Annotated in this window: 24 protein-coding genes and 2 tRNA genes; 19 read left to right on the top strand and 7 right to left on the bottom strand. The window is 39.2% G+C overall.

Translation table 11 applies throughout. The features are described from left to right. Positions 1-22: 22 nt before the first annotated feature. From ACLCEG_RS17270 to ACLCEG_RS17255, 4 genes are read left to right on the top strand one after another with little or no spacing between them, the layout of a single operon-like run. Positions 23-3,673, top strand: coding sequence for an outer membrane lipoprotein-sorting protein (locus tag ACLCEG_RS17270; protein ID WP_410568491.1), 3,651 nt, complete (start codon positions 23-25; stop codon positions 3,671-3,673). Beyond that, a complete protein-coding gene (locus ACLCEG_RS17265; RefSeq protein WP_410568489.1) occupies positions 3,670-4,941 on the top strand; it encodes a porin in 1,272 nt (423 codons plus the stop codon). The genes ACLCEG_RS17270 and ACLCEG_RS17265 overlap by 4 nt, the downstream gene beginning before the upstream one ends. A 52-nt stretch (positions 4,942-4,993) precedes the next feature. Then, positions 4,994-6,859: an alpha/beta fold hydrolase gene (locus ACLCEG_RS17260; protein ID WP_410568487.1), complete on the top strand. Its 1,866-nt coding sequence runs from the start codon at positions 4,994-4,996 to the stop codon at positions 6,857-6,859. After that, positions 6,852-7,613 (top strand): 4'-phosphopantetheinyl transferase family protein, encoded by a 762-nt coding sequence (locus ACLCEG_RS17255; RefSeq protein ID WP_410568485.1) that lies wholly within the window; start codon positions 6,852-6,854, stop codon positions 7,611-7,613. The genes ACLCEG_RS17260 and ACLCEG_RS17255 overlap by 8 nt, the downstream gene beginning before the upstream one ends. A gap of 176 nt (positions 7,614-7,789) precedes the next feature. Here ACLCEG_RS17255 and ACLCEG_RS17250 read toward each other — a convergent pair. Continuing rightward, positions 7,790-7,865: transfer RNA gene (locus tag ACLCEG_RS17250), tRNA-Gly, on the bottom strand. A 45-nt stretch (positions 7,866-7,910) separates the two neighbouring features. Then, a tRNA-Gly gene (locus ACLCEG_RS17245) sits at positions 7,911-7,986 on the bottom strand. Positions 7,987-8,216: 230 nt separating this feature from the next. On the opposite strand from ACLCEG_RS17245, the gene ACLCEG_RS17240 reads away from it, so the two are divergent. The 5 genes from ACLCEG_RS17240 to ACLCEG_RS17220 all read left to right on the top strand — a co-directional run bounded on the left by ACLCEG_RS17240 (position 8,217) and on the right by ACLCEG_RS17220 (position 11,050). Further along, positions 8,217-8,525 (top strand): BolA family protein, encoded by a 309-nt coding sequence (locus tag ACLCEG_RS17240; protein WP_410568483.1) that lies wholly within the window; start codon positions 8,217-8,219, stop codon positions 8,523-8,525. A 12-nt stretch (positions 8,526-8,537) separates the two neighbouring features. Further along, complete coding sequence (locus ACLCEG_RS17235) at positions 8,538-8,930, top strand: SirB2 family protein (protein WP_410568481.1); 393 nt, start codon at positions 8,538-8,540, stop codon at positions 8,928-8,930. Between the two features lie 75 nt (positions 8,931-9,005). Continuing rightward, on the top strand, positions 9,006-9,848 hold the full coding sequence (locus ACLCEG_RS17230) for a ParA family protein (RefSeq protein WP_019457983.1): 843 nt from the start codon (positions 9,006-9,008) through the stop codon (positions 9,846-9,848). A gap of 10 nt (positions 9,849-9,858) precedes the next feature. After that, positions 9,859-10,245, top strand: a complete 387-nt coding sequence (locus ACLCEG_RS17225) for a hypothetical protein (protein WP_410568479.1) — start codon at positions 9,859-9,861, stop codon at positions 10,243-10,245. 214 nt (positions 10,246-10,459) lie between these two features. Then, positions 10,460-11,050: a LysE family translocator gene (locus ACLCEG_RS17220; protein ID WP_410568477.1), complete on the top strand. Its 591-nt coding sequence runs from the start codon at positions 10,460-10,462 to the stop codon at positions 11,048-11,050. An 8-nt stretch (positions 11,051-11,058) separates the two neighbouring features. Here the strand turns inward: ACLCEG_RS17220 and ACLCEG_RS17215 are convergent, their stop codons facing one another. After that, the gene (locus tag ACLCEG_RS17215) at positions 11,059-11,700 is read right to left on the bottom strand and encodes a DedA family protein (protein ID WP_025465185.1); all 642 of its coding nucleotides are present in this window, start codon (positions 11,698-11,700) and stop codon (positions 11,059-11,061) included. Positions 11,701-11,894: 194 nt separating this feature from the next. Between ACLCEG_RS17215 and ACLCEG_RS17210 the strand changes: the two genes are divergently transcribed. Beyond that, entirely contained in the window at positions 11,895-12,332 is a 438-nt protein-coding gene (locus ACLCEG_RS17210) for a DoxX family protein (RefSeq protein ID WP_004705959.1), read from the top strand. A gap of 66 nt (positions 12,333-12,398) precedes the next feature. Here the strand turns inward: ACLCEG_RS17210 and ACLCEG_RS17205 are convergent, their stop codons facing one another. Further along, positions 12,399-13,616 (bottom strand): DUF445 domain-containing protein, encoded by a 1,218-nt coding sequence (locus tag ACLCEG_RS17205; RefSeq protein ID WP_171057791.1) that lies wholly within the window; start codon positions 13,614-13,616, stop codon positions 12,399-12,401. A 387-nt stretch (positions 13,617-14,003) separates the two neighbouring features. Between ACLCEG_RS17205 and guaA the strand changes: the two genes are divergently transcribed. Further along, a complete protein-coding gene (gene guaA, locus ACLCEG_RS17200; protein WP_004705956.1) occupies positions 14,004-15,572 on the top strand; it encodes a glutamine-hydrolyzing GMP synthase in 1,569 nt (522 codons plus the stop codon). 55 nt (positions 15,573-15,627) lie between these two features. On the opposite strand, the gene ACLCEG_RS17195 is transcribed toward guaA, so the two are convergent. Beyond that, positions 15,628-16,125, bottom strand: a complete 498-nt coding sequence (locus ACLCEG_RS17195; RefSeq protein WP_025465607.1) for a GNAT family N-acetyltransferase — start codon at positions 16,123-16,125, stop codon at positions 15,628-15,630. 272 nt (positions 16,126-16,397) lie between these two features. On the opposite strand from ACLCEG_RS17195, the gene ACLCEG_RS17190 reads away from it, so the two are divergent. The 6 genes from ACLCEG_RS17190 (at position 16,398) to ACLCEG_RS17165 (ending at position 19,948) form a co-directional block, all read left to right on the top strand. Then, positions 16,398-16,925, top strand: a complete 528-nt coding sequence (locus tag ACLCEG_RS17190; protein ID WP_410568475.1) for a PadR family transcriptional regulator — start codon at positions 16,398-16,400, stop codon at positions 16,923-16,925. A gap of 13 nt (positions 16,926-16,938) precedes the next feature. Then, positions 16,939-17,328 (top strand): Fur family transcriptional regulator, encoded by a 390-nt coding sequence (locus ACLCEG_RS17185; protein WP_191000854.1) that lies wholly within the window; start codon positions 16,939-16,941, stop codon positions 17,326-17,328. 21 nt (positions 17,329-17,349) lie between these two features. Further along, a complete protein-coding gene (locus ACLCEG_RS17180) occupies positions 17,350-17,655 on the top strand; it encodes a DUF3861 domain-containing protein (RefSeq protein WP_004705953.1) in 306 nt (101 codons plus the stop codon). Positions 17,656-17,814: 159 nt separating this feature from the next. Then, positions 17,815-18,762, top strand: a complete 948-nt coding sequence (locus ACLCEG_RS17175) for a pirin family protein (protein WP_004705952.1) — start codon at positions 17,815-17,817, stop codon at positions 18,760-18,762. Beyond that, complete coding sequence (locus tag ACLCEG_RS17170) at positions 18,759-19,166, top strand: OsmC family protein (protein ID WP_191103151.1); 408 nt, start codon at positions 18,759-18,761, stop codon at positions 19,164-19,166. Before ACLCEG_RS17175 ends, ACLCEG_RS17170 begins: the two co-directional genes overlap by 4 nt. A 113-nt stretch (positions 19,167-19,279) precedes the next feature. Beyond that, positions 19,280-19,948, top strand: coding sequence for a glutathione S-transferase (locus tag ACLCEG_RS17165; protein WP_410568473.1), 669 nt, complete (start codon positions 19,280-19,282; stop codon positions 19,946-19,948). Between the two features lie 43 nt (positions 19,949-19,991). Here the strand turns inward: ACLCEG_RS17165 and ACLCEG_RS17160 are convergent, their stop codons facing one another. Both ACLCEG_RS17160 and argS read right to left on the bottom strand, forming a co-directional pair. Further along, on the bottom strand, positions 19,992-20,612 hold the full coding sequence (locus tag ACLCEG_RS17160) for an SPOR domain-containing protein (RefSeq protein WP_410568471.1): 621 nt from the start codon (positions 20,610-20,612) through the stop codon (positions 19,992-19,994). 137 nt (positions 20,613-20,749) lie between these two features. After that, positions 20,750-22,540 (bottom strand): arginine--tRNA ligase, encoded by a 1,791-nt coding sequence (argS, locus tag ACLCEG_RS17155; protein ID WP_004705948.1) that lies wholly within the window; start codon positions 22,538-22,540, stop codon positions 20,750-20,752. Positions 22,541-23,036: 496 nt separating this feature from the next. On the opposite strand from argS, the gene ACLCEG_RS17150 reads away from it, so the two are divergent. Together ACLCEG_RS17150 and ACLCEG_RS17145 are read left to right on the top strand one after the other, a co-directional pair. Beyond that, positions 23,037-24,734, top strand: coding sequence for an NAD-dependent malic enzyme (locus ACLCEG_RS17150; RefSeq protein WP_410568469.1), 1,698 nt, complete (start codon positions 23,037-23,039; stop codon positions 24,732-24,734). A gap of 238 nt (positions 24,735-24,972) precedes the next feature. Further along, on the top strand, positions 24,973-25,410 hold the full coding sequence (locus ACLCEG_RS17145) for a hypothetical protein (protein WP_191103149.1): 438 nt from the start codon (positions 24,973-24,975) through the stop codon (positions 25,408-25,410). The last annotated feature ends 105 nt before the right edge of the window (positions 25,411-25,515 follow it).

Here is a 25,515-nt window from a genome sequence, read left to right as displayed (position 1 = left end):
AATACAAGAAGGTAGAACCACTATGGTGACCATAGAACATGCTTTCCTCATACCGGCCGAGATTGACAAGGTTTTCAACTACCTTGCAAACCCGGCCAATGATGCAGGTTGGCAATTGTCATGTAAGCATTCTGAACTGCTAGACAGTACTCCGCGTGTGGGCAGTAAGTACGAGATTGGTTTTAGCTTTATTGGTCGTGAAATGTCCTTTAAAGGTGAAATTACACATCTGGTACCGAACGAATTGTATGCGTTTAAAGTAGTGGAAGGACCCTTTCACTACACTGGTACTTACCGTTTCAAACCACATGCAGAAGGTACGTGGATTGAATGGGTGTTTGAGGCAGAGCCGGGTAGCTTTTTTGGTGTATTGCCGCCAGCGCTACTAAAAAAGATGGTACTCGCTCAGTTCAAGAAAGATGTCGATAATCTTCAAGCATTGGCTCAAAAGGGTGAAGCCTATGAGTCGGTTGGCAATGAAAATAAACCAACTATCGAGAGCAGTAAACCACCTCGTAAGACTCAACAAGTAATGGAGAAATACGCACGTTGGATTCTTAGCCATCGTCGTATTGTGTTGACTGTGGTGATGCTCTTAACACTTGCTCTAGCGTATCTGGCATCTGGCGTAAAAATTATTATTGACCCAGATGCACTTGCGCCTAAGGGGCATCCTTATATTGCCTCGACCAAGCTGATTGAAAAGAAATTCGGCTCCAAATATATGGTTGTGATCGGTATTACACCGAAGCAGGGTGATATTTATCAGCCGCAAGTATTGGAGAAAGTCAAACGCATTACCGAAGAAGTGGATAATGCACCTGGTGTAGTTCGCTCAACTATGATGAGTCTGGCTGCACGTCAGGCAAAAGGTATCGAGGCGAATGCAGAAGGGTTCGATGCCAAGAAACTATTGCCGAGTAGTTCAGTGACTCAGGAGGATATCGATCACCTGAAAAAACTACTGGCACTGAATCCAACCTATATGAATTCAGTGGTATCGAAAGATCAAAGAACTGCTGCGATTTTGCTTGAGCTTGAGGAAAGTCCAGAGGGCTTCCAGAAAATGATGGGCCCAATCAACAAAATCGTAGAGAGCGAACAATCTAAAGATATGACCATCAGTGTCGGTGGTAATCCTGTGTATCTGGATAAAGCTGAAGATTACTCTAAACGTATCAACATCTTGTTCCCGATTGCTGTATTGGTGATTGGTTTATTGCACTTTGAAGCATTCCGCAGCAAGCAAGGTTTGATTCTGCCACTCGTTACAGCTTTGTTGGCTGTGGCATGGGGTATGGGCATGATGGGCTTGTTCAAACAGCCAATGGATATCTTTAACTCGCCTACGCCGATTCTGATTTTAGCTATTGCGGCAGGGCACGCCGTGCAGTTGCTCAAGCGCTACTATGAAGATTTTGATCGTCTGATTGCTCAAGGGATGGAGCCTAAAGCTGCCAATAGCGAAGCTGTAGTGCAGTCTTTGGTTCGTGTGGGTCCAGTTATGGTATTGGCTGGTGGTATTGCAGCGGCTGGTTTCTTCTCATTGTTGACTTTCAATATTCCAACGATTCGTTCATTCGGTATTTTTACAGGAATCGGGATCATCAGTACGCTGGTGATTGAGATGACTTTTATTCCGGCACTTCGCTCAATGTTGCCACCGCCTTCGGTTGTGAACGTCAAACGCAAAGGCTTGCCGATCTGGGATTGGATTCCAAACCGTATTGGTGATGTCATTTTGTCGGTTCGTCCACGAATGATGTTAATGGCTGCGATTGCGGCAATGGGCGTCTTTCTTGCTATTGGCACGAGCCGTATTGTGGTAGACAACGATAGCCGTAATTTCTTCGCTCGCGACTTACCAATGCAGCAAGACGACAGATTCTTGAATCAGTCTCTTGGTGGCACAAACAGCCTTTATATTATGGTTGATACGAAGGTTCGTGATGGTATTGAAAACCCTGAAATCCTAAAAGCGATTGATAATACAGAAAAGTTCGCAAACTCAATTCCAGAGGTCGGTAAAACCATCTCTATCGTGGACTATATCAAACGAATGAATCAGGCAATGAATGCTGATCAGCCACAGGCATTTCAGGTTCCTGCAACCAAAGATGTCGTTGCTCAGTATCTGCTGTTGTATTCAATGTCTGGTGAGCCGACTGATTTTGATTCATATATTGATACCACTCAGCGTTATGCCAAGATCACTGTTCTTCTGAAAACAGGCAGTAATCATCGCATTAAAGAAATCCTTGAGTCGCTAAAAACGTATATGGCGGGTCAATTGGGTGATAAGGCTGTAGTAAGTTTTGGTGGTGATGTGACGCAGACCATTGCCTTAACTGAAACAATGGTTCACGGCAAGCTCATGAACATTTTACAAATTTCATTTGCCGTATTCTTTATTTCAGCATTGGTTTTCCGTTCGATTTCAGCTGGACTGATTGTTCTTACACCACTTCTGTTCTCAATTCTTGCCATCTTTGGTGTGATGGGATGGCTCGACATTCCGCTCAATATTCCAAACTCACTCATCTCGGCCATGGCTGTAGGTATTGGTGCGGATTATGCCATTTACTTCCTCTACCGCTTGCGTGAAATCTTGCGCGAAGAAGGTGGCGATATCAAAGACGCTATTCGTAAAACTTTAAGTACTGCTGGTAAGGCATCTCTTTTTGTCGCGACTGCGGTTGCCGGTGGGTATGGCGTATTGTCCTTATCACAAGGCTTCCACGTTCATCAATGGCTCGCAATGTTTATTGTGATTGCGATGCTGTTCAGTGTATTTGCAACCTTAATTATGGTACCTACAATGATTCTGATGTTGAAACCTCGTTTTATCTTTTCTTCAAATAAGAAGAGCATTCCTGTTGCACAAACAGTTGTGACAAGCCTTTTGTTGGGTACAGCACTCACTTTTTCATTACCTAAAACATCTCATGCAGATGAGGTTCAAGACATTGTTAATCGTAGTGATGATGCCTCTAAATTCTTGTCTTCAACCGCTAGCGCCAAATTTATTTTGACCTCTAAAAATGGCGAGCAACGTGTACGTTTAACTAAAAATATGACCAAGCTTGCTGGAAATACTCAGAACAACATGCGTTTGACTGAGTTCATCTCGCCAGCAGATGTTCAAGGAACCACGACGCTGTTAATTGAAAATGCGAAAGGTAGCGATAGTATGTTTGTCTATTTGCCTGCATTGAAAAAAGTACGCCGTCTTGCATCAGCGAATAAAGGTGATGCTTTTATTGGTACGGACTTTAGTTATGGTGATGTGCTTGGCTATAAGCTCAGTGACTGGAAGTACACGAAACTGGCAGATGGCAAATTTAATGGTAAAGATTGCTACATGATTGAAGCAACGCCAATTAACAATACTGTGAAGAGTGACTTTGGTTATAGCAAACGTCGTATGTGCATACTCAAAGATAACTTTGTTACAGCAACCATCGACATTTGGGATACAGCAGGTAAGCCTTTAAAACACATTGAGTTCACCGATATCCGTCCTTACGGCAAAGTGAAACCAAGATGGCAGGCTATGAAATCTATGGCGAAAAATCTGCAAACTCAACATATGACGCAAGTGATCGTCAATGATTTTGTGGCAGAAAAAACTTTATCCGATAAGCTTTTCTCACCGCAGAGCCTTGAAAAATGACGCAAGGTGCCTATTGGGTGTTTGCATGCTGTAGTAGCTTTATGCTACTGCAGCATGCTTATGCAGATGACAGTGAAATTAGTTTTGTTAGCCAGAACTCAGCCAGACTCGATGTGTGGTCATCAGATCGTGATTTAAGTTCGTTAAAAAACATTGGACAGGCAAGTTTCTGGTCCAATGGTACGCTCAAGTTTAACCCTGCATTTAAGCTGCATTACGACATAGTGATTGCAGACGAAACGGACCATACTGTGAACCCAGATCAAGTGAGTAAGGTAAACCGTAACTTACGTGAGTTATATGCCTCTTATAACTGGGATCAGACCGTTTATGTTGATGTTGGTCGTCAGATTGTCATCTGGGGAAGGGCTGATGGCATTAACCCAACGGATAATCTCTCGCCTCGTGACTATACGCGTCTAGTACCAGATGAGACAGATCAACGTCTTGGAAATGATGCACTCAAATTGACGTATATTCCTGAATCTGGAACTAATAAATGGACCGCATTGTGGTATCCGCGTAGTCGTTCAGATGTGATTCCATTGCGTCAGATTGCTGGTGTTCAGTATGACATAGACCGTAAGAGTCGTCCTATGTTTGCAGTACGTTGGGATTATTCTGTAGATGGTCTAGATGTCGGGGCATCGTATTTTTCAGGTTTGGATCACATGCCTGATTTGTCACTACAGTCGTTATCTCCAACAGGGGCAACATTACAACTGAAAAATAATCCTATGTCTGTCTATGGAGTAGATTTCAGTTATAACCATAATGATATCGTATGGAGAGGTGAAGCTGCTTATACAAAGACTGACTCGGATGGCAATGAAGATCTTACACACAAAAAAAATAATTTAACTGTGGTTGTGGGTCCAGAATTGTCATTAAAAAATTCCACGCTGAGTTTAATGGGCGTGTACAAACATACAGAGGATGTAAGGTCTGCCGACAGCTTAACAGATCCATTATTGAGAGAAGTTTATCGTTATCAGCAAACCATCAGTGACCAGTATCAACAGAATCAGTATGGGGCTATGCTGCGTTATGCACTTAACCTAATGAATGACAACCTAAAGCTAGAGTTTACAGGGTTTTATTTTGCACCAGAGCCTAATGAGTTATTGAGAGTGCGTATTAACTACAACCTCAATGATCACTGGCAGTTGAATGCAGGTGGAGATCGCTTCTGGGGCAAAAATGATACGGTGTTAGGACAATTTAGAGATAACAGTCTGGTCTATGCCCAGATCCGATATAACTTTTAAGATAATTCGCTCCAAAACAATGCTGGATTGCCCAGCCCTAATAAGGTGACTTATGGATAATTTAAAGAACGCAAAAAAAGATAATTTTTCACGGAAGACCATATTAGTAACAGGTGCAGCAGGTTTTATTGGCAGCAGACTGGTGGTTGATCTTTTGCGTGAGGGTCACCAAGTCATTGCTGCACTACGTAATGCTGCAACTAAGAAAGATAAGCTGCTAGGTTTTATTGCAACAGAAGGGCTTGCTGATCCATCTATTTCATTTGTTGAATATGATTTGAGCCGTGATTTTAAGCTGGACTCTCTGCTAGCGGATGCTCAGGCAAAGATCCATGTAATTTATCATCTTGCAGCGTCATTTAATTGGGGTATTAGCAAAGCTGAAGCTGAGCGTACAAATGTTAAGTCAGGACTCGCCTTGATTGAATGGGCCGCAACATTGAAGCAGCTTGAGCGATTTATCTGGATTGGTGGATATCGTGTGGCTGCTCCGCCACAAGAGTCGGCTGATGAGTTGTATTGCAAACATGGTGGCTATGAAGCTTCAAAAATTTTGGGTTATCAAGCTTTCATTGAGGCTTGTAAGCGTTTAAATGTGCCATGGACTGCAATAAATCCAGCCACAGTCATTGATGGTTTTTATAATTATGGTGATATGCAATATATTGGTATTGCTGACATGATTGATAAGCTCTATCAGGGACGTCTACTGGCACTGCCTGGTGGCCGTGACACATTTCTGCCACTATGCAATATGCAGTATATCGTGAGCTTTTTGATTCGAACGATGTCTTATCCTGAGACGATTGCTCAGGAGTATATGCTGCTTGATCCTAAGACACCGAAATTTCATCGCCTAGTTCACCTCGCTGCCGAGCATTTAGGGGTTAGCTCACCACATTTACAGCTACCTAAAGGTCTATTAGAAAAACTACCTGAAGTATTACTTGACGGTTCTAAAGAACAACTCTCTTTCATTTCTACTGAGCACTACCATGTTGATCAGGCAGAGGCGATGGCAGCGAAGATGGGCATCGCGCACTTGATCAATGTCACTCCTTATTTTTCTCGTTGGATTGATCGTCTGGTGCTTACACGCTTTGGTCGTATGCAAGTTTCAACACCTAATTCTTTTAGTTATCAAAACCGATATTGGACAGAAATCTATACTAAACAGTCAGTTGGTTCGGAAAAATCTTCTGTATTATTTTTACACGGTATTCCATTTGATAGCGCATGTTGGTCTCCAATTATCAATAAAATTACATACGATCAGGTTGCTATGATGGACTTACCCGGACTTGGGCGTTCGGGTAGTTATGAGGTGATTGAAGATAACAATCATCAGTTTATTGATACTGCTGCAAAGCTTTTAGCGCCAAATAGTGTTGTGGTTGCCCACTCGCTAGGATGTCTCTTTGCATTGAACCTTGCAAAGAAATACCCAGATAAAGTTGCACGTCTTATTCTCATATCGCCTTATTTTGTTCAGGCACAGGCTGCTAAAATGTTTCAGATACAAGCGGTATCTAATCTGATTTTCCGTTTTGTGCCGAAAGATGTGATTGCTAAAGACTTACATCCAGAGGGGCAAAAAAATCCATCTGTTGGTTATGCGATGGATTCATTACGCCGGGTGTCGGTAGCCAAGCATATTAGTGAGTATATGCACCGTATTAGTTTGCCTCAGCAGCGAGCATCTCAAACAGCTTTGTTAAACGAGCTTAGCTCTAAAGTTGAAATCATTGTTGGAGAGAAGGATCCACTTGTTACTACAATCAGTCCTAATATTCCTGTACATAGCATTGCTGGTGCAGGTCATAATCCGCATGTGACCCATGTAGAAGCAGTTTATGATTATCTCACACCAGTTCTAACTAAATACATCAGTACTACAGCACAGCTTAGTGATGTCTAATATAGCCCAAGTAAAAGTTTTTGTTTGCCCAGTTTCACGGGTACCACAAGATCATGTGATATTGAGTCATTATCTCAGCTTTCTCAATGCAGCAGAAAAGTTGAGATATGATCAATATCTTCCTCAAGCAGCACGTCTTTTCTTGATTTCTCGTGTCTTAACGAAGTCTGTTTTAGCAGATAAACTGGGTATTTCACCCCATCAAGTCAATATTCAATTACAACCGAACGGCAAACCTTTTGTACAAGGCGGTAAGACTATTTATTTTAATCTTAGCCACTCAGCGGATGTTATTGTCCTTGCTGTGACTGAAGAAGGAGAAATAGGCGTCGATGTTGAACGAGTGAATCGAGAGTTCGAATGGAGGCGTGTCGACAGTGTATTAGCGCTGAGTGAAATAGACTGGATTCAGGAAAATGAAAGTACTGATCCATTCAGCGTATATCAGCGGTTTTTTCAAATATGGACCTTAAAGGAATCCTATATTAAATGTACTGGTCATGGAATGAGCAGCCATTTAAAGAAGCTTAATTTCCATGTCTTTTCTGAACATATACAGTTTTTTGATGCAACTCATTATGCTCAAAACACAGAACAATATCATTTTCAAAGCTATATCTATGATTGCAATTTTATCTTTTCCATATGTTTACAGCAGAGCCACAATATAGAACGCTTTAATATGGAATGTTTCCAATTACTGCCGTGTATATCTACGCACCAAATTACTCCATTGCTTTGCAAATATAACTAGATTTAATCGTTATAACTGACGATTTAAAAATATGAATCTGATAGGAAGTAGAAAGTCTTTCGTTGGAATTGAATTGAGTTCTTCTCAGTAAGTTATGCTGTGAATCGATAGAGTACAAAAATAAGAATCGATAGAAAGAAAAAGGCCCTAGTCTTTCGACTAGGGCCTTTTAAATTTGGAGCGGGAAACGAGACTCGAACTCGCGACCCCAACCTTGGCAAGGTTATGCTCTACCAACTGAGCTATTCCCGCATATATGAGCAGTTTTTACTAAAACTTTCTCAAAAAAAACCAATTTGGAGCGGGAAACGAGACTCGAACTCGCGACCCCAACCTTGGCAAGGTTATGCTCTACCAACTGAGCTATTCCCGCGTGCCGCTTATAATACATTAAGCAAAACAAGGGTCAACAACTTTATGCAAATAATTATGCTGATTGCATAAAATAAAAACAGAAATGAGCATTTAGAGCTATTTTTATCGATAAGTTGCCGAATAAATAGACATTTTGTTTGAAGTCAAAGCATACAAGAGCAACTTTTGTTTGTACGTAGACAGGGTATACTAGGTTTAAATATATGAATAATCGTAAAAGGAAAAGCTATGAGCCTTGAACAACAGTTGATTGAACGGTTAAAAACCCTTGCACCTAGCTATTTGGAAGTTATTAACGAGTCTGCTGGCCACGGTGGTTATTTCCCAGGTAAAGAATCACATTTTAAAGTGATTGTGGTAAGTGAAGAGTTTAACGGCTTGCGTTTGGTTCAACGTCATCAAAAAGTGTATGCGTTGGCTTCTGATTTAATGAATCCAGGTCAAATCCATGCCTTAGCAATTCATGCTTATTTGCCAAGTGAGTGGCAAGGTCAAGCGCCAGCGAGCCCAGAATGTGCACATGCACCTAAAAGCTAAGGGTTAACTTTCATGGATGCACATTTAGTCACTAAAATTATTCATATGACTGCGGTGGCTGCCGCACTTATGGTGTTTGTTTTACGCGCTTCTACACTATTTATTGGTGTTCAGGGGCAACAACCTAACCCAGCAGGGCGTAAAGCATTAGTTGCTTTGCAGCATTTATCCTTTACTGTGGTTTTTATTACGGGTGCAATTTTACTGGTAATGAAGAACTTTCAGGTCCAACCATGGTTTTACGCGAAAATTATTTTATTTTTAGTGCTGTTATCATCACTAATGAAGGCTTTTAAAAAGGATGACACTATTTTATTGGCACAGCGCCGCGCAGGTTTAGCTATTAGTGCAGTCGCATTTATTGCCATTATTATTTTGGTTGTTGTGAAACCAGTTTTTGCTTAATTGTTCTACATTCTTTGCCTTTTTGCTTAAGCTCTAGGTTAAACTGCATACAATAAAAAATATGCAGAGGGAAACATGTTAACTCGTGTGGTATTTAACCAAAAAGGCGGTGTAGGGAAATCAAGTATTACTGTAAATTTGGCTGCGATTAGTGCCAAACATGGCTTTAGGACCTTGGTGATTGACCTTGATCCTCAAGCCAACTCTAGCCAATACCTTTTAGGCGAAGAAGCAACATATGCTGCTGATAAAGCCGTTTTAGAACCAAATATTGAAAACTTCTTTGAAGATGTGCTGGGGAATAATCAACAAAAAGGTCTAATTGGTAATGCATTAGGCTCAATTTTAAAAGCCCCTCGTAACAAAGACCTCGACAGTTTTGTGCACTCGACATCCTTTGATAAATTAGATGTACTTCCAGCAAGCCCTACGCTTGGTGCACTTGAGCATGCACTTGAAAGCAAGCATAAAATTTATAAATTGCGAGATTCTATTCAAAGCTTAATTGGGCGTTATGACCGTATTTATATCGATACACCACCGGCTTTTAACTTTTTCACGTTGTCCGCCTTAATTGCAGCAGATAAAGTCCTTATTCCTTTCGACTGTGATGTCTTTTCAAAGCGTGCGTTACAAACATTGATTGAAAATGTTCTCGAAACGCAAGATGATCATAATGATCGCTTGGAAATTGAAGGAATTGTGGTGAACCAGTTCCAATCCCAAGCAAAATTACCTCGGGAAGTGGTCCAGCAGTTGAAAGATGAAGGGTTACCTGTGCTCAATAGCATGTTACCGCCTTCAATTTTAATGAAAGAATCGCATCAGAAAAATTTACCTTTGGCCCATTTGGCACCAGAACATAAATTGACTCAGGCTTATGAGACATTATTTGGTGAGATTGAGCCAAAACGATAAGAGAAAAATGATGAAAGGCTTATATATTGCGCCTTTGGTGGCAGCCACGTTACTTCTTGGCGCTTGTGCTACAACGGTAAAACCGACTTATGTGTCTCCGACACAGTATCAATCTTTGAGTTGCCAACAACTGCAAAGTGAATATAACCGTATTCAACAATATATCGACAATGGCGTACAAACTCCAAAAAGTACAGGTATGGGCGTTGGGCTTGGACTTGGTGGTGGCTGGGGACGAGGCGGTTGGGGATTCGGTCCATCCATCTCTGTTAATATGGGGCAATCTTCTTCAACCAAGAACACCGAACTTTCACGTGTTTTAGGCCAACAAGAAGCAATTGTTCAGGCAGCTCAGTTTAAAAATTGTCCAATTACTGTTCGCAAAAAGGCGAATTAATAATCAAATTTGCATCACAATATGCTAGTCAAAGCATATTGTGATGATTAAATTTTAGCAAAATGTTTCATAATAAAATAAATATAAATCAGCATTTTAATTGAAAATAGTTACAATGATACTTGTATTTTTTCTCGCCAAGTTATGCTCTTAACTTGCTATATTTTGTCTATTTCGTTTAAGGTGGCCCCATCTTTACCAATGTGGAAACTTTATGATTGAAAGCTGGTTTTTTGTATTAGCAATGTTGGCTGTTTTGCTTATTCCTGGGCCGACAAACGCACTACTTGCAACCGCCGCTCATTCACAAGGTTTATCTAAAACATTCTGGCTTATTCCAATGCAATGGTTAGGTTATGCCTATGGGATTAGCTTTTGGGCTGTCTTTATTCATTTAGCAGCTCCAGTTTGGCCTGCGCTACTGCTCATTTTGCATATTACCAGTGTGTTATATGTGTTCTGGATGGCATTTCGTTTATGGAAAACTATGCATTTACAGCAGTTTAGTCAGAACCATCGTAATATTCGCCCACGTCAGTTATTCTTCTCCACTTTAAAAAATCCTAAGTCCTTACTGTTTGCAGCCGGTATTTTTCCTGCCGAAACATGGAATTCGCCTGAAAATTTTCTTATGGTCTTTGCGGCTTTTACATTGACGCTTATTCCTGCGGCGAGTTTCTGGATGATTTTTGGTCGTGCTTTATTGACAGGTTCAATGCAAAAAATAAAAGCCGATCATTTATATAAAGGATCGGCCATGTTACTCATTTTATGTATGCTTCCGGTGGTATTCCGTTTCTTCTAAAAGAAGCTTTAAACGTTGGCTTTACGGTTTTTTAACTTCTCACGTATAAAGCCGATAATACCTGGTAGAACACTAATAATAATGATGCCGAAAATAAGGTGGGTAAAGTTATCTTTAACGATTGGCATATTTCCAAATAGATAACCTAAGGTTACAAAAGAAGCTACCCAACAGAATGCTCCAATTAAGTTATATGTCAGGAAAAACTTATAATTCATGCTACCAGCACCTGCCACAAAAGGAGCAAAGGTGCGGGCAAATGGAATGAATCGAGCAAAAATAATCGTTTTACCACCATGGCGGGCAAAGAATTCTTGAGTTTTGGTTAAGTGCTGCTTATTAATGAATCTAGAGTTCATTTCAAACACACGTGGACCGATAAAACGTCCAATATGATAGTTGACTGTGTCACCTAGAACTGCAGCAATAAAGAGCAGAGTACCTAGCAACCATGGATCCATCTTACCTGTAGATGCCGCTAAAGCACCTGCTGCAAATAATAAACTATCGCCCGGTAAGAATGGCATGACCACTAAACCGGTTTCGACAAAAATAATTAAAAATAATATGCCATAAATCCAGACTCCGTAATTTGTAATAAATTCGGCGAGATGCTGGTCAACGTGTAGAATAAAATCAAGAAGTTCCATGAGATAGCTAAGTGATAAACCGTGCTCAAATCCTAGCAGTGTGCCTATAGGAAGTCAGTATAGAACATCAAAAAGATACAAATTAATCATCCTATTTGTGCAACGATATATATGGATTTTGAGTATTTAATTATCAATGTCCCAAACCTAGAATGAGTTCATCAACAAATAAGCATTTAAATAAAGGTGGCTGTATGTTTAATCCAAATGTGGTGGTCAAAAATATCGTAACGCAAACAGGTGCGGACAGTTTTATTAGTCTGGTTGCTCGTGTACTTATTGCGTATATCTTCCTTGTTGCTGGCTGGGGAAAAATCACCGGTTACGCAGCAACAGCAGGTTATATGGAAGCTATGGGGGTTCCTGGTGGAATTCTACCATTAGTCATTCTGGTTGAGTTTGGTGGTGGTTTAGCTTTGTTATTTGGTTTCCAAGCACGTTTTGCAGCTTTTGGTCTTGGAATCTTTAGTATTTTGACGGCGTTCTTGTTCCACCAAGGTGGGGCTGATGCAGCAGCGCAATATAATAATAGCATCCACTTTATGAAAAATTTTGCAATGGCAGGGGGATTATTCTTCCTAATGCTTCACGGTGCTGGACGTATTAGCCTAGACCATGCAATTGAAAAATAATATTCAAGACAAAATAAAAACCGGATGAGCAATTCATCCGGTTTTTTCATCTCTGGGTTTTTAAAGTTAGAGCATAAACTGGATTTGTAGCTCACCAACAACAAAGCCAAGTACTGCACCTACTGCAATGAGTGCCCACTCATCTTCTTTAAACGCAGGACGTAACATACCTTCAAATTCGGATGGTGTTAATTTTTGCATACGTTCAATTAAAGTACTGCGAATATTCATCGCATCTTCTGCATAAGACTCAACATATTTCATGGTCTCTGGCAGTTGTTGCATAATACGTTCTGCAACTTGTGTTTTCATATTCTGGTATTTTTCTCCACCAATTGCATATACAACAAGTGGACGAATGACACCTGCCTGCATATCAATTTCCTGTTTAACATGGCGGTTCACCAAGTCAATCACACGTGCAGAGTGAGTGCCGGAAAATAGCTCTTCCATCATATGACGTGAAGTTAAAAGCTGTTTGGAAATCAAGGCTGCGTAGTCAGCTGCTACTTCATTCTGACGTTTAATAAACAGACCTTGCCATGTATAGCCCAATATCTTTTTAGGATAGAGCGGTCTAAACATCATTTGCAGCGCAATCCAGTCACTGAAAAATCCTACAAATCCACCAAACATCGGTAGCATCCAAGGATATTTACCTTGCGTGATAATCCAGCACAGCATCTGAATCACACCAATACCAAAACCGAATACAAAGCCAACGTTACTGAAAAATTTAAATTCTTGTTTGCCTACACGTTTAAAAATATTGTTGAGTAAACGCTTATCTTTAAGCAAATTACTAATCACCAAATGCTTAATATCAAAATATCGATTTACGTCACGTTGCACTTCACTCATGATGTGCTCGACAATTTCCGGTGCTTTTGATTGCACTCTGCGGATCAGTCTTTGACGGGCAAACTCAGGCATACCTTCCCATAAACCGGGTTGATACTCTTGCGCAACTTCACGCGTAATATCTTCTGCTGCTGCCATTAATGGTTTTTCAATTTCTTTGGCAATACGCTTTGGGTCAAGACGAGCAAAAATTTCTTCGGGCTTAATAAGCTTGGCTGTCATGAGTTCAACAGCAATGGTTGCCATTTTTTCAGCTTTACGAGGTACAATACCTTGCCAGCCAAAAAACGGTTTAATACCTTTAAACTCAAGTGGTGAGAACATCATTTGAATGGCAATCACTTTAGTGACATAGCCAATTAAACCACTCATGAAAGGAATAGAGACATACAACCAAAAATGTTGCTGGAAATCTGCAATCATAGTTTGAAGCATTGTTGTTCCTTAGATTTCTATTGATTTTGATATGGGGCAACAAGCCATAAAAAACGGATCACTGTTTAAGGACAGACAAATATCGCTTAATGGTATTTACCTTTCCATGGTAATGCCTGTTTTATCGGGTCATCTTAACATCAAATTCATGAGGATGTTGCATAGAATGTGATGAATTTATCAATGTGTATGAAGATTTTAAGCGGTATACAGTACATTGATAAATATCAATAAATTTGTATTTATATCAATCAATCTAAATATCAAAATGATTATGATATGAAAAAAACAAGATATATGATGATTTGCGGTGCGCCGAAGCGTGAAAAATGTTAAAATGGCGCGCTTAATTCTTTTGCCATTTAGTGGTTTGTCATGACTACCAATACTCAAATTACTGAAGATCGTATCCTGATTCTGGATTTCGGCTCTCAATATAGTCAGCTCATTGCACGTCGTGTACGTGAAGCTGGTGTTTACTCTGAAATGTATGCCTTTGATATGTCTGAAGAAGACATTCGTGCTTTTAACCCAAACGGTATTATTTTGTCAGGTGGACCTGAGAGTGTGCATGAAGAGGGCAGCCCACGAGCACCACAGGTGGTGTTTGAATTAGGCGTTCCAGTATTGGGTATTTGCTATGGTTTACAAACCATGTCTGAACAGTTAGGCGGTAAAGTTGAGCCGGGTACTGTACATGAGTTTGGTTATGCCGAAGTTGATATCGTTAAACGTGACCAACTTATTGGTAACTTACAAGACCGTGAAAACCAACTTCATGTTTGGATGAGCCACGGCGATAAAGTGAGCCAGATTCCAGAAGGTTTTACGATTACTGCAAGCACACCAAGCTGTCCAGTTGCTGCTGTAAGTGATGAAGCGCGTCGTTTCTATGGCGTGCAATTCCATCCAGAAGTAACGCACACGGCAAAAGGTGAAGAGTTACTTGCAAACTTCGTTCATAAAATTTGTGGATGTGGTGGCCTTTGGACACCTGAACACATTATCGATTTACGTGTAGAACAATTACGTCAGCAAATCGGTGATGAAAAAGTTCTTTTAGGTCTTTCTGGTGGTGTTGACTCATCTGTTGTTGCTGCGCTTTTACACAAAGCAATTGGCGACCAGTTAACATGTGTATTTGTTGATAATGGCTTACTTCGTTTAAACGAAGGTGACCAAGTGATGCAAATGTTTGCTGAAAACATGGGTATCCGTGTGATTCGTGCAGATGCTGAACAACGTTTCTTAACTGCGTTGGCTGGTGAAGTTGATCCAGAGAAAAAGCGTAAGATCATTGGCCGTGAATTCATCGAAGTATTTGCTGAAGAAGCACGTAAACTTGATGGCGTGAAATTCTTGGCACAAGGCACGATTTACCCAGACGTAATCGAATCTGCTGCAAGCAAACAAGGTAAAGCACACGTTATTAAATCTCACCACAACGTGGGTGGTTTACCTGACGATTTAGAGTTTGAATTGGTTGAACCTTTACGTGACTTGTTTAAAGACGAAGTACGTAAGTTAGGTACTACACTTGGCTTGCCACACAGCATGATTTACCGTCATCCATTCCCGGGCCCTGGTTTAGGTGTTCGTATTTTGGGTGAGGTTAAAAAAGAATATGCAGATATTCTTCGTCTTGCTGATGACATCTTCATGCAAGAGCTTCGCGACAGCGGCTGGTACGACAAAACAGCTCAAGCATTTGCTGTGTTCCAGCCAGTTAAGTCAGTTGGTGTAGTAGGTGATGGTCGTCGTTATGCATGGGTAATTGCACTTCGTGCGGTTGAAACGGTTGACTTTATGACAGCTCGTTTTGCACATTTACCATACGAATTGGTTGATAAAATCTCAACGCGTATTATGAATGAAATTAAAGATGTATCACGTGTTGTATATGACGTGTCATCTAAACCACCAGCAACGATTGAGTGGGAATAAGCAAATGAAAAGGCAGGATTTAATCCTGCCTTTTTTATGTCTATTGATAAAAGCATTATTTATGTTTATCGATATACTGGTGATTAGTAATAAAAAAAATACTTTGATTTGAACCAAAACGTTCTACTGATTTCTCAAAAACCATTCCAACACGTTCTAATAATTTGATTGATGCTTTGTTCTGTGTTTGAGTCTCAGCTATTACTTTCTTAAGATTTAACTCATTAAATGAATAATTTAAAACAAATTCAAGTGCTTGAGTTGCATATCCATATCCCATATATTCCGGCAGCAATTCATATGATACTTCGATATCTGAACCGTCATGATGAGTATCCAGAGATATAATTCCTAAAAAATTATGGTCAGTAGAAGATCGAATTGCCCAAATAGGTAATTTACTTGGAGTATTAATATCAGCATGTGCTCGCGTTTGAGCTAGAGATACTTCCAATGGGCCACCTAAATACTTTCTAGTCGTATCATTTGTATAAAGTCTAACTAAATTAGAGGCATCTGCTAATGTTAAATCGCTTAAATAACACAAGTGCATATTATTTATGATTAAAGAGAAAAATTAACATATTACATTTTATAAGAAATTCATCATAAATATTCTTTTCTTTCGTCAGCTTAAACTTCTTCTCAGGAAACTAACTAGTAAGGTGCTTAAGCACTCTTTTTATTGCTTAACTTTTAAAGCCAAAAATTAATATTAATAAATATCAATATAATAGGTTGTATATTATTACTTATACTTGATAAAAGATATGTTAAGATATATCTTAATAAATATAAATTAGGCATATTGGAGAACCTTCAAAGATGAAACAACAATCAGAACATCATCATGCTGAACATAATGATCATCATTACGGTCATCACCGTTCGGGACGCCGTGGAAGACTTTTTGAAGCTGGACGTATGAAACTTTTAGTACTTCATCTTATTCAGCAAAGCCCTAAGCATGGTTATGAAATTATTAAAGAAATAAGTGATTTGGTCGGTGATGGCTATACGCCTAGTGCGGGAACAATCTATCCGACTTTGACCAGTCTTGAAGAAATGAATTTAATTAACTTAGTGGATGTAGAGCGTAAGCAATATCAAATTACGGAGTTTGGGGAAGCTTATTTAGCTGAACAGCAAGACAAACTAAGTGGACTTTTAGAGAAATTACGTTTGAGACGTGAAATTCACAGTAATGATCAATTAATTGAAATTCACCGTGCCATGGAAAATTTAAAAACAGCCTTACGTTTGAAATTGAATACTACTGACTTGAAGCAAGAGCAGATCTATCAAATTGCCGAAAAAATTGATCAGGCTGCGGTTGCAATCGGGTGTCTATAAGTTGAGATACAACATGTTAGAGCTACAGCAAAAAATCAAAGAAGCGGGCCTAAAAGTCACTCATCCAAGACTTGCTGTTTTGTCTTTAATTCAACAGCAAGCAGAAGATCTAACGGTTAAACAGATTTATCAAAAGCTATATACCCAAAAACAGAAGTTGAGTTTGGCAACAGTTTATCGGGTGGTCAGTGATTTGGTAGGAGCACGCCTAATTTCAAATACTCATTTCCAACGAGGTGAAGCCAAATTTAACTTATCAGACTTAGCCAATAATCAACTGCTACAGATTCAATGTGCAGAACTGACAGAAGCCAAACAAGAACAATTTCTAGCGAGTTTGCAATCGGTATTTAATCAATTTCAAGTTGACTTAAAGCAGATTGAAATTATCCAAAACCATTAATTTTTGATAGAGAATTTATATATGAAACAGCATCAATATCACGTTACTGTACAACATTTAAAAGATGCCAAAGGCGAAGTTTCTACTTATACGGAAAGACTTGAGTTCTATACTGGTAATCATGACGATATTTTTGAGATTGTTGAAAAGTTAAAGAATGCAGAATTTTTCGATGATCAAACCACAAAATCTTTTGCCGTTGGTCTAAAGTTATTTAGTGAAGTCATGCTGGAAAATCGAGATCATGCATTGTTTCAAGAGTTCTTTCCGCAGTTCGGACAATTTATGAAAAATCTAAAACAGCTCGTTAAAACTCAGTCATCTTAAGCTGCTGAATGCAGCTTTATTTATTTTTATAACTAAAAAAAGGATTGTCTCATTCATAACACCCTGTGTATTACTAAAAGACTATATTGAATAATGAGTGTATTGTTAAGATCAGTATAACAACTCATTGCAAAAGCATAGGTAAAAGAGAGTAATATCATGAGCAATAATAATGATTACGATATTTCTGATTCAAAAGATTGTGAGAAATTTGCCAATCAATTTATTCAGGAATTTCCAATTCGCTCTGCTGAAATTGGACAGGGGACAGTCATTAAGCGGGCTTTACCTAGCCGTCAAAAGCGAATGATTGGTGCGTGGTGTTTCCTAGATCATGCAGGCCCAGTAACTTTTCCAGCGGGTGATGGTCTAGATGTTGGTCCTCATCCTCACATTGGTTTGCAAACCTTCACGTGGATGATTGAAGGCACCATGATGCATACTGATAGTTTAGGTTCAAAGCAATTGATCCGTCCTAAACAAGTAAACCTGATGACAGCAGGTCATGGTATCTCTCATACAGAAGTTGCCCCTGATACAGAAACTCAAATGCATGCTGCCCAGCTTTGGATCGCATTGCCTGACCATAAGCGCAATATGGATCCTAAATTTGAACACTACCCAGAACTACCTGTTGTTGAAAAGGATGGTTTAGAGTTTACCGTCCTTGTGGGTGAATACTTGGCAACTACTTCCCCAGTTGCAGTGCATACGCCGTTAGTAGGTGTTGATTTAATTGCTACCGAAGATACTAAAACACGTATTCCACTAAATCCTGAGTTTGAATATGGTTTTATGGCATTAGATGGGGTTGCCCATGTGAATGGCCATGAACTCACTGCCGACAACATGGTTGTATTAGATACGGGTTTAAGTGAAATTGAAATTGAAGTAAAGAAAGGGAACCGTGTGCTGTTAGTAGGTGGTGAACCGTTTGAAACTCCAATTTTACTATGGTGGAACTTTGTTGCACGTACAATGGATGATTTAAAAGAAGCGCGGGAGCAGTGGATTAATCATGATGTGCGTTTTGGTGAAATTCCAGACTACGTGGGTGCGCGTTTAGAAGCGCCAGTTCTTCCAGATCAAATGAGAGCATCAAAATGACAGCAGTAATCGCAAGCAGTAAAGCAAAGCCTCTTGCTGAGCAGTGGAAGGGCGAAATCACCAGTGGTCGTCATCAATATTTTTGTGACGAACCAGAGAAGTTAGAAGGGCATGACCAAGGTCCAGCCCCTTATGATTTACTTACCGGGAGTCTGGCAGCTTGTACACTTATTACTTTAAGAATGTATGCAAAGCATAAAGATTATGACTTTGGTGAGTTCTCAGTTGAAATTGATTTTCATACCAATCGTGAGCATGAAGAACATATTGAACGTCGTATTGTTTTTAAAGAGTTACCAAGCGAAGAACTACAGCAAAAAATATTAACAGTGTGTGGTAAAACGCCTGTTACTAAAACTTTGTTACGTAGTTTAGACATTCATACTGTGCTTGTTACAGTGTAAAAATGCTATTTTGTTGAGGTGGATGATTTTATATCCATCCCACAAATGGAATAAAACAGCATGTTCACATGCTGTTTTTTATGTAAAAAAGAAAAATAAAAGTAGGCAATAGCATGATTAGTGTACACCACCTGGAATGTTCGCGATCGTTTCGGATTTTATGGGCTTTAGAAGAGTTAGGTTTGGATTATGATATTCATTATTATCAACGTCTTCCCAACTATTCTGCGCCAGAAACACTGAAATGTATTCATCCCCTCGGCAAAGCCCCAATTTTGACAGACGATGAACAAGTCATTGCAGAGTCAGCGGTCATTTTGGAGTATTTACAGCAGCGTTACGATCAAAATCAGCAATTTAAACCTAAGCAATCTCAGGATTTACAGCAATATATTTACTGGATGCACTATGCTGAAGGTTCACTTATGCCTTTATTGGTCATGACTTTAGTTATGAATAGTGTAAACAAACACGTGCCATGGTTAATCCAACCTGTAGCAAAAAAAATCACAGAAGGGGTTAAAGCAAGTTTTGTTCGTCCACGTATGAAAGATCATATTAGTTTTTTAGAAAACTACTTATCTGAACATGAATATTTTGCAGGGGATTTTTCATTTGCTGATATTCAAATGAGCTTTCCACTAGAAGCTCTTCAGTCGCGTTTACAAGGTAAATATCCGCATATTCAAGCCTTTTTACATCGTGTTCAGCAACGGCCAGCTTTTCAAAAGGCAAAACAAAAGAGTTTGGGTTCAAACGAAAGAAATTGTGCTGACATATAAAAGAAAAGGAACAAATATTTGTTCCTTTTTTATCACTCTTGCTTTATTTGCGTTTAATTACGATAGAGTCAATACCACTATGTTGTAATGTTTGCTGGGCTGCAAGCGCAGCATCTTGAGTATCATATGGACCAGAAATAACTCGATACCAAGTCTTACCATTTTCAGTACTTTTGACTACATCGGCAGATAAGCCATTTAAAATAATTTCTGCACGACGAGCATCTGCTTGATCGGGGTCTGTATAGCTACGGACTTGTAAAATGTAATTTGGTTGTTGAGGTGTAGCAGCTGTAGAGTCATCGCTATCAGTAGTAGCAACAGACTCTGATGCAGCAGGTTGTGCTGTACTAGGCGCCTCTACAATCATTGCTGTACCTTGATTTTTACTTTCAGGGATTGCTTGTTCCGGAATAGGGGTTACTTGTTGCTGAGGCAATAGATCATAAAAGCGATAGTCTTTATTGGTCTCTTCTTCTTTATAGTGATCAGACGTAATCTGATTTTTTGAAGAAACAGGTTGCCACGGTTTCCACAGCATGAGCATTACCGCAATGCATAAGACGACTAAAATAGCGACAAGTGTCCCTAGCCATTTAGGGATTAAAGGCTTTTTAGGCTTATTAGGTCTTTCAGATACACCGCGTTGCGTTTTGCCAAACACGTGGATTATTCCTCTGTCTTTTGATTGTTTTCTTTCGAGTTTACTTTAAAACATCGCTCTGTAAGGTTTATCATCACAAAGCGATGTCTTTTACAGCATGGCTGGATATGTAGTTCTACCAAATATCCAGCATTTATTTACATGGCTTCAGGTGCAGAAACACCAAGTAATTCTAAGCCATTACGCAATACTTGTTGTACATTGATTGAAAGTAATAAGCGTGCTTGTGTAAGTTCAGCATCATCACTTAAAACTTTGTGTTCATTGTACCAACCGTGGAATAGCGCAGCTAATTCCTTTAAGTAGTTACCTACCTGGTGTGGTTCATACGCATTAGCAGCACGTAATACAACGTCTGGATATGCAGCAAGTTTAGCAAGAATTTCAGTTTCTGCATCAAGTGATAAACGTGCAGCATGCGAACGAGCAGCATCCACTTCAAACTGTAAGCCAGTGCTTGCTGCTTTTTCTAACATACGGCAGATACGTGCATGAGCGTATTGAATATAATAAACCGCATTGTCTTTGCTTTGTGATACAGCAAGATCTAAGTCAAAGTCAATGTGTTGTTCGCTTTTACGCATTACATAGTAAAAACGAGCAGCATCGTTCCCAACTTCTTTACGTAAGTCGCGTAAAGTCACGAATTGACCTGAACGAGATGACATTTGAACCATCTCACCACCGCGCCACAAACTTACGAACTGAACTAAAAGAACAGTCAATTTTTTCGAGTCATAACCCATCGCATCAATAGCAGCTTTTACGCGAGAGATATAGCCGTGGTGGTCAGAACCCCAAATATCAACAAGGTCAGTATAACCACGTTGTAATTTATTTAAGTGGTAAGCAATGTCAGAGGCAAAGTAAGTCGTTTGACCATTACGGCGCTTAACAACACGGTCTTTTTCATCGCCAAACTCAGTCGATTTAAACCAGATGTTGCCATCTTTTTCATAAAGGAAGCCACGTTGATCAAGTGTTTCTAAAGCTTCATCAATTTTTGCGCTAAGAGATGCTTCACTGAACCATTGATTGAAAGTTACGCCAAAGTCGGCAAGGTCATCTTTAATGTCATCTAAAATCGCATGAAGAGCTGCTTGATGGAAAACACGGTAGCCTTCACCTAATAATTGTTGTGAGTTGGCAATAAGACCATCAATGTGTTTTTCTTTGTCACCAGACAATACAACTTTATTGCCTTCGCTATCGAGTTCATCTGCATATTGCACGTCTTCTGGCACATCTTTATAGACGTCTGCTACATCACGAACATATGCATTGTTATCTTTGTCGATAATGCTTTGGGCAATCTCTTTAACGTAGTCGCCTTGATAAGCATTTTTTGGAAATACAAGGTCTTGGCCCAATAATTCTAAATAACGTAAATAGGTAGAAGTCGCCAAAATATCCATTTGACGGCCAGCATCATTTACATAGTATTCGCGATCAACTTTAGCACCTGTTGCTTCAAGCAAGTTTGCAACAGTCATACCATAAGCAGCACCACGGCCATGACCTACGTGTAGGCTAGATGTCGGGTTTGCAGAAACGAATTCAACTTGAATCTTTTTCGCTGCATTTGATTGGCTACGGCCAAAGATTTCTTTTTGAGCTTGAATTTGATCAAGAATCGCAAAACGTTGGTCTGCATTTAAGAAGAAATTGATAAAACCAGGACCTGCGATTTCAGCTTTACTGATATCTGCAACTTCTGGTAGAGCCGCAAGAATTTTTTCAGCTAAATCACGTGGTTTCATACCAGCAGCTTTAGAGCCGATCATGGCAATATTAGAAGCAAAGTCGCCATGGCTTCGGTCTTTGGTGCGCGTTAAATTGCTTGAATTATTCCAATCCGAAGGAAGCACGCCTTCTTGCTGAAGGGTTTGCACTGCATGGTCGAGAGCTGCTTGTATTGCCGTATTCATATCAATCGAAAATAGATGTCGCAGAAAAACGTCAAATATAGCAAATTTCCTATGAGTTGGGGGAGTGCATTTAACGCTTTCACTGAATTTCTTTCTTTTCGTTCCCTACAACTATTTTTTTTGTAAATATTGAAAAATAAGCCTAAGTAAATTCTAAAAGCACGTAAATATAGGCTTTTTAGACAATATTTTCTAAATTATAAGCTAGTAAAACACTTGGTATTTCTTGTGAAAATGTAAGAGGCTGCAAAATTATAAGATTACAAGCCAAGTATAGAGTTAATAGAGAATGATTTTAAAAAACTTGTAAATCATAAGTAATTAATTTTTAATATTTATTTTATATTATATATTTACTAAATAGTCTTTAATTTCAATATCACAGTTTAAAATACCTATTTCGTCTCAAATAGTCTTAAGCTTACGCATACAACGAACTTTAGAGAGTGCTGAAACTGTACTTTTCGGAGTTCTAAGCTGGAAAATGAGATAGGCAATGATATCAGGACACCCAAGTAAACACCCACTTTATATCCCTTATGCAGGCTATACACTTTTAGAGTTACCCCTTTTAAATAAAGGATCTGCTTTCACTCAAGAAGAAAGAAGTAACTTTAACTTACACGGGTTACTTCCACATATTATTGAAACTATTGAAGAGCAAAGCCAACGCTCTTATCAGCAATATTGTGCTTTTAATGATGATATAAATAAGCACATCTATTTACGTAATATCCAAGATACCAACGAAACTCTTTTTTATCACTTAATCGAAAATCATCTTGAAGAAATGATGCCGATTATTTACACCCCAACTGTGGGGGAGGCGTGCCAACGTTTTTCTGATATCTATCGCCGTCATCGTGGTATTTTTATTTCATATCCAGATCGCGATGTGATTGATGATATTTTGCAAAACGTTAATAAAAACAATGTCAAAGTCATCGTGATTACTGATGGTGAGCGTATCTTGGGTCTTGGTGACCAAGGTATTGGTGGTATGGGTATTCCAATTGGGAAACTCTCACTTTATACAGCATGTGGTGGTATTAGCCCTGCTTACACATTGCCAATCACAATTGATGTAGGGACGAATAACCCTCAATTATTAAATGACCCGATTTATATGGGATGGCGTCAACCACGTATTAGTGGTGATGAATACTATGACTTTGTAGATATGGTGATTGAGGCCGTAAAACGTCGTTGGCCAAAAGCACTCATTCAGTTTGAAGATTTCGCACAAAAAAATGCGATGCCATTATTAGAAAAATATCGCGACAAGATTTGTTGTTTCAATGATGATATTCAAGGAACAGCAGCGGTATCTGTAGGTAGTTTGATTGCTGCAAGTCGTGCAGCGGGCAAGCAATTAAAAGATCAAACAATTGCTTTCTTAGGCGCAGGCTCTGCGGGATGCGGTATTGCAGAGCAAATTGTTGCGCAAATGGTTGCTGAAGGTCTAACCGATGCTGAAGCGCGTGCTCGCGTGTACATGGTAGACCGCTTTGGTTTGATCACTGAAAATCAGCCAAACCTATTAGACTTCCAACGTAAGTTAGCTCAAAAAGCTGAAGTGGTAGACCAATGGGGCAACATTGAAGAAGTGATTTCACTACTTGATGTTGTTAAGAATGCTAAACCTACAGTGTTAATTGGTGTTTCTGGCCAACCAGGTCTATTCACTGAAGAAATTATTAAGACTATGGCTGCCAATTGTGAACGACCAATTGTGATGCCGTTATCTAACCCTACTTCACGTGTTGAAGCTGTACCAGCTGATATTGTGGAATGGACTGAAGGTAAAGCATTAATTGCAACGGGTAGTCCGTTTGCACCTGTAAATCATCATGGCAAACTTTACAATATTTCGCAGTGTAACAACTCATACATCTTCCCAGGTATTGGTTTGGGTGTAGTTGCATCAGGTGCTAAACGTGTTACAGAAAACATGCTTATGGCATCAAGTAGTGCATTAGCAGACTGTTCACCATTGTTGAAAGATCCACAAGCTGACTTGTTGCCACCTTTGGGCGAAATTCAACAAGTGTCTAAAGTGATTGCATTTGAAGTGGCAAAAGCTGCAATGGCAGATGGTGTGGCTGTAACCATTAGCGATGATTTACTTAAACAGAAGATTGAACAATCATTCTGGAAACCAGAATACCGTAAATATAAGCGAATTCCTTTCTAAAATATTAGATGTCTAAAAAAGGGAGTAAAGTACTCCCTTTTTTATTAACTTAATTTGGCTACAGAGGCTTTTAAATCTTCTAAAAATAAAATAGATGATTCACTTTTAGAAAATATTACTAATCTAAAATGATAAGTTATTTGTAAGTTTTGCTTCAGTTAATATTAGATATACTTGCCAGGTAATGGCTTTAATTAAGATCAGTTTTTAAATAACACATAATTATGAGTACTTTTTCATGAAAAATATTTATATTTTAATTTTTATAGGCGCTTTAATGGCGTGTGGCGATAAAAGTCCAGATAAAGCTCAACATGATGCTAGTCATAAGTCAGATGTGGTGCGGGCGGATAAAAATCAATCAGGCTCTGCTGTGAGTGAAAAGAAAGAGAGTGTGGGTAAAGCAGTTAAAACAGCTGATCAAGTAGGGGAAATTTCTTGTTCAAATCCAAATATTGCGCGATGGTATGGTTTTAATGACAATATTATTGAGTCTAAATGTGAAGTCGTAAAAAACTTTCAACTGTCAGCTTATAAATGTGATATTTCTAAAAATGCCTTTGGTGAAAATAAAGATGCCATTTTTCTAGAAAATAAAGATAAACGAATTTTTGTTTATTCAACTTCTAAAGACTGTAATGAAGTGGTTGAAATAAGAAATGCGAATGGGCCTTAAGTTTATATTTAAGAGTGATTTTTATTAATTTATAAAGGTAAAGATAATATCTTTGTAAAATATCAAAGTCCTTGTTTTTTTGTTTTAAATAAAAAAGTAGCTACC

The sequence above is a fragment of the Acinetobacter sp. H1(2024) genome (genome assembly GCF_046557555.1).
GTDB lineage: Bacteria > Pseudomonadota > Gammaproteobacteria > Pseudomonadales > Moraxellaceae > Acinetobacter > Acinetobacter seifertii.
Note: the sequence above shows the minus strand (reverse complement) of the source record. Positions and strands in the feature narration are given on the sequence as shown.

Excerpts from the sequence above, each read along its gene's own strand:
- ACLCEG_RS17270 (WP_410568491.1), top strand. The coding sequence starts at position 23 with ATGGTGACCATAGAACATGCTTTCCTCATACCGGCCGAGATTGACAAG.
- ACLCEG_RS17265 (WP_410568489.1), top strand. The coding sequence starts at position 3,670 with ATGACGCAAGGTGCCTATTGGGTGTTTGCATGCTGTAGTAGCTTTATG.
- ACLCEG_RS17260 (WP_410568487.1), top strand. The coding sequence starts at position 4,994 with ATGGATAATTTAAAGAACGCAAAAAAAGATAATTTTTCACGGAAGACC.
- ACLCEG_RS17255 (WP_410568485.1), top strand. The coding sequence starts at position 6,852 with ATGTCTAATATAGCCCAAGTAAAAGTTTTTGTTTGCCCAGTTTCACGG.
- ACLCEG_RS17240 (WP_410568483.1), top strand. The coding sequence starts at position 8,217 with ATGAGCCTTGAACAACAGTTGATTGAACGGTTAAAAACCCTTGCACCT.
- ACLCEG_RS17235 (WP_410568481.1), top strand. The coding sequence starts at position 8,538 with ATGGATGCACATTTAGTCACTAAAATTATTCATATGACTGCGGTGGCT.
- ACLCEG_RS17230 (WP_019457983.1), top strand. The coding sequence starts at position 9,006 with ATGTTAACTCGTGTGGTATTTAACCAAAAAGGCGGTGTAGGGAAATCA.
- ACLCEG_RS17225 (WP_410568479.1), top strand. The coding sequence starts at position 9,859 with ATGAAAGGCTTATATATTGCGCCTTTGGTGGCAGCCACGTTACTTCTT.
- ACLCEG_RS17220 (WP_410568477.1), top strand. The coding sequence starts at position 10,460 with ATGATTGAAAGCTGGTTTTTTGTATTAGCAATGTTGGCTGTTTTGCTT.
- ACLCEG_RS17215 (WP_025465185.1), bottom strand. The coding sequence starts at position 11,700 with ATGGAACTTCTTGATTTTATTCTACACGTTGACCAGCATCTCGCCGAA.
- ACLCEG_RS17210 (WP_004705959.1), top strand. The coding sequence starts at position 11,895 with ATGTTTAATCCAAATGTGGTGGTCAAAAATATCGTAACGCAAACAGGT.
- ACLCEG_RS17205 (WP_171057791.1), bottom strand. The coding sequence starts at position 13,616 with ATGATTGCAGATTTCCAGCAACATTTTTGGTTGTATGTCTCTATTCCT.
- guaA (WP_004705956.1), top strand. The coding sequence starts at position 14,004 with ATGACTACCAATACTCAAATTACTGAAGATCGTATCCTGATTCTGGAT.
- ACLCEG_RS17195 (WP_025465607.1), bottom strand. The coding sequence starts at position 16,125 with ATGCACTTGTGTTATTTAAGCGATTTAACATTAGCAGATGCCTCTAAT.
- ACLCEG_RS17190 (WP_410568475.1), top strand. The coding sequence starts at position 16,398 with ATGAAACAACAATCAGAACATCATCATGCTGAACATAATGATCATCAT.
- ACLCEG_RS17185 (WP_191000854.1), top strand. The coding sequence starts at position 16,939 with ATGTTAGAGCTACAGCAAAAAATCAAAGAAGCGGGCCTAAAAGTCACT.
- ACLCEG_RS17180 (WP_004705953.1), top strand. The coding sequence starts at position 17,350 with ATGAAACAGCATCAATATCACGTTACTGTACAACATTTAAAAGATGCC.
- ACLCEG_RS17175 (WP_004705952.1), top strand. The coding sequence starts at position 17,815 with ATGAGCAATAATAATGATTACGATATTTCTGATTCAAAAGATTGTGAG.
- ACLCEG_RS17170 (WP_191103151.1), top strand. The coding sequence starts at position 18,759 with ATGACAGCAGTAATCGCAAGCAGTAAAGCAAAGCCTCTTGCTGAGCAG.
- ACLCEG_RS17165 (WP_410568473.1), top strand. The coding sequence starts at position 19,280 with ATGATTAGTGTACACCACCTGGAATGTTCGCGATCGTTTCGGATTTTA.
- argS (WP_004705948.1), bottom strand. The coding sequence starts at position 22,540 with ATGAATACGGCAATACAAGCAGCTCTCGACCATGCAGTGCAAACCCTT.
- ACLCEG_RS17150 (WP_410568469.1), top strand. The coding sequence starts at position 23,037 with ATGATATCAGGACACCCAAGTAAACACCCACTTTATATCCCTTATGCA.
- ACLCEG_RS17145 (WP_191103149.1), top strand. The coding sequence starts at position 24,973 with ATGAAAAATATTTATATTTTAATTTTTATAGGCGCTTTAATGGCGTGT.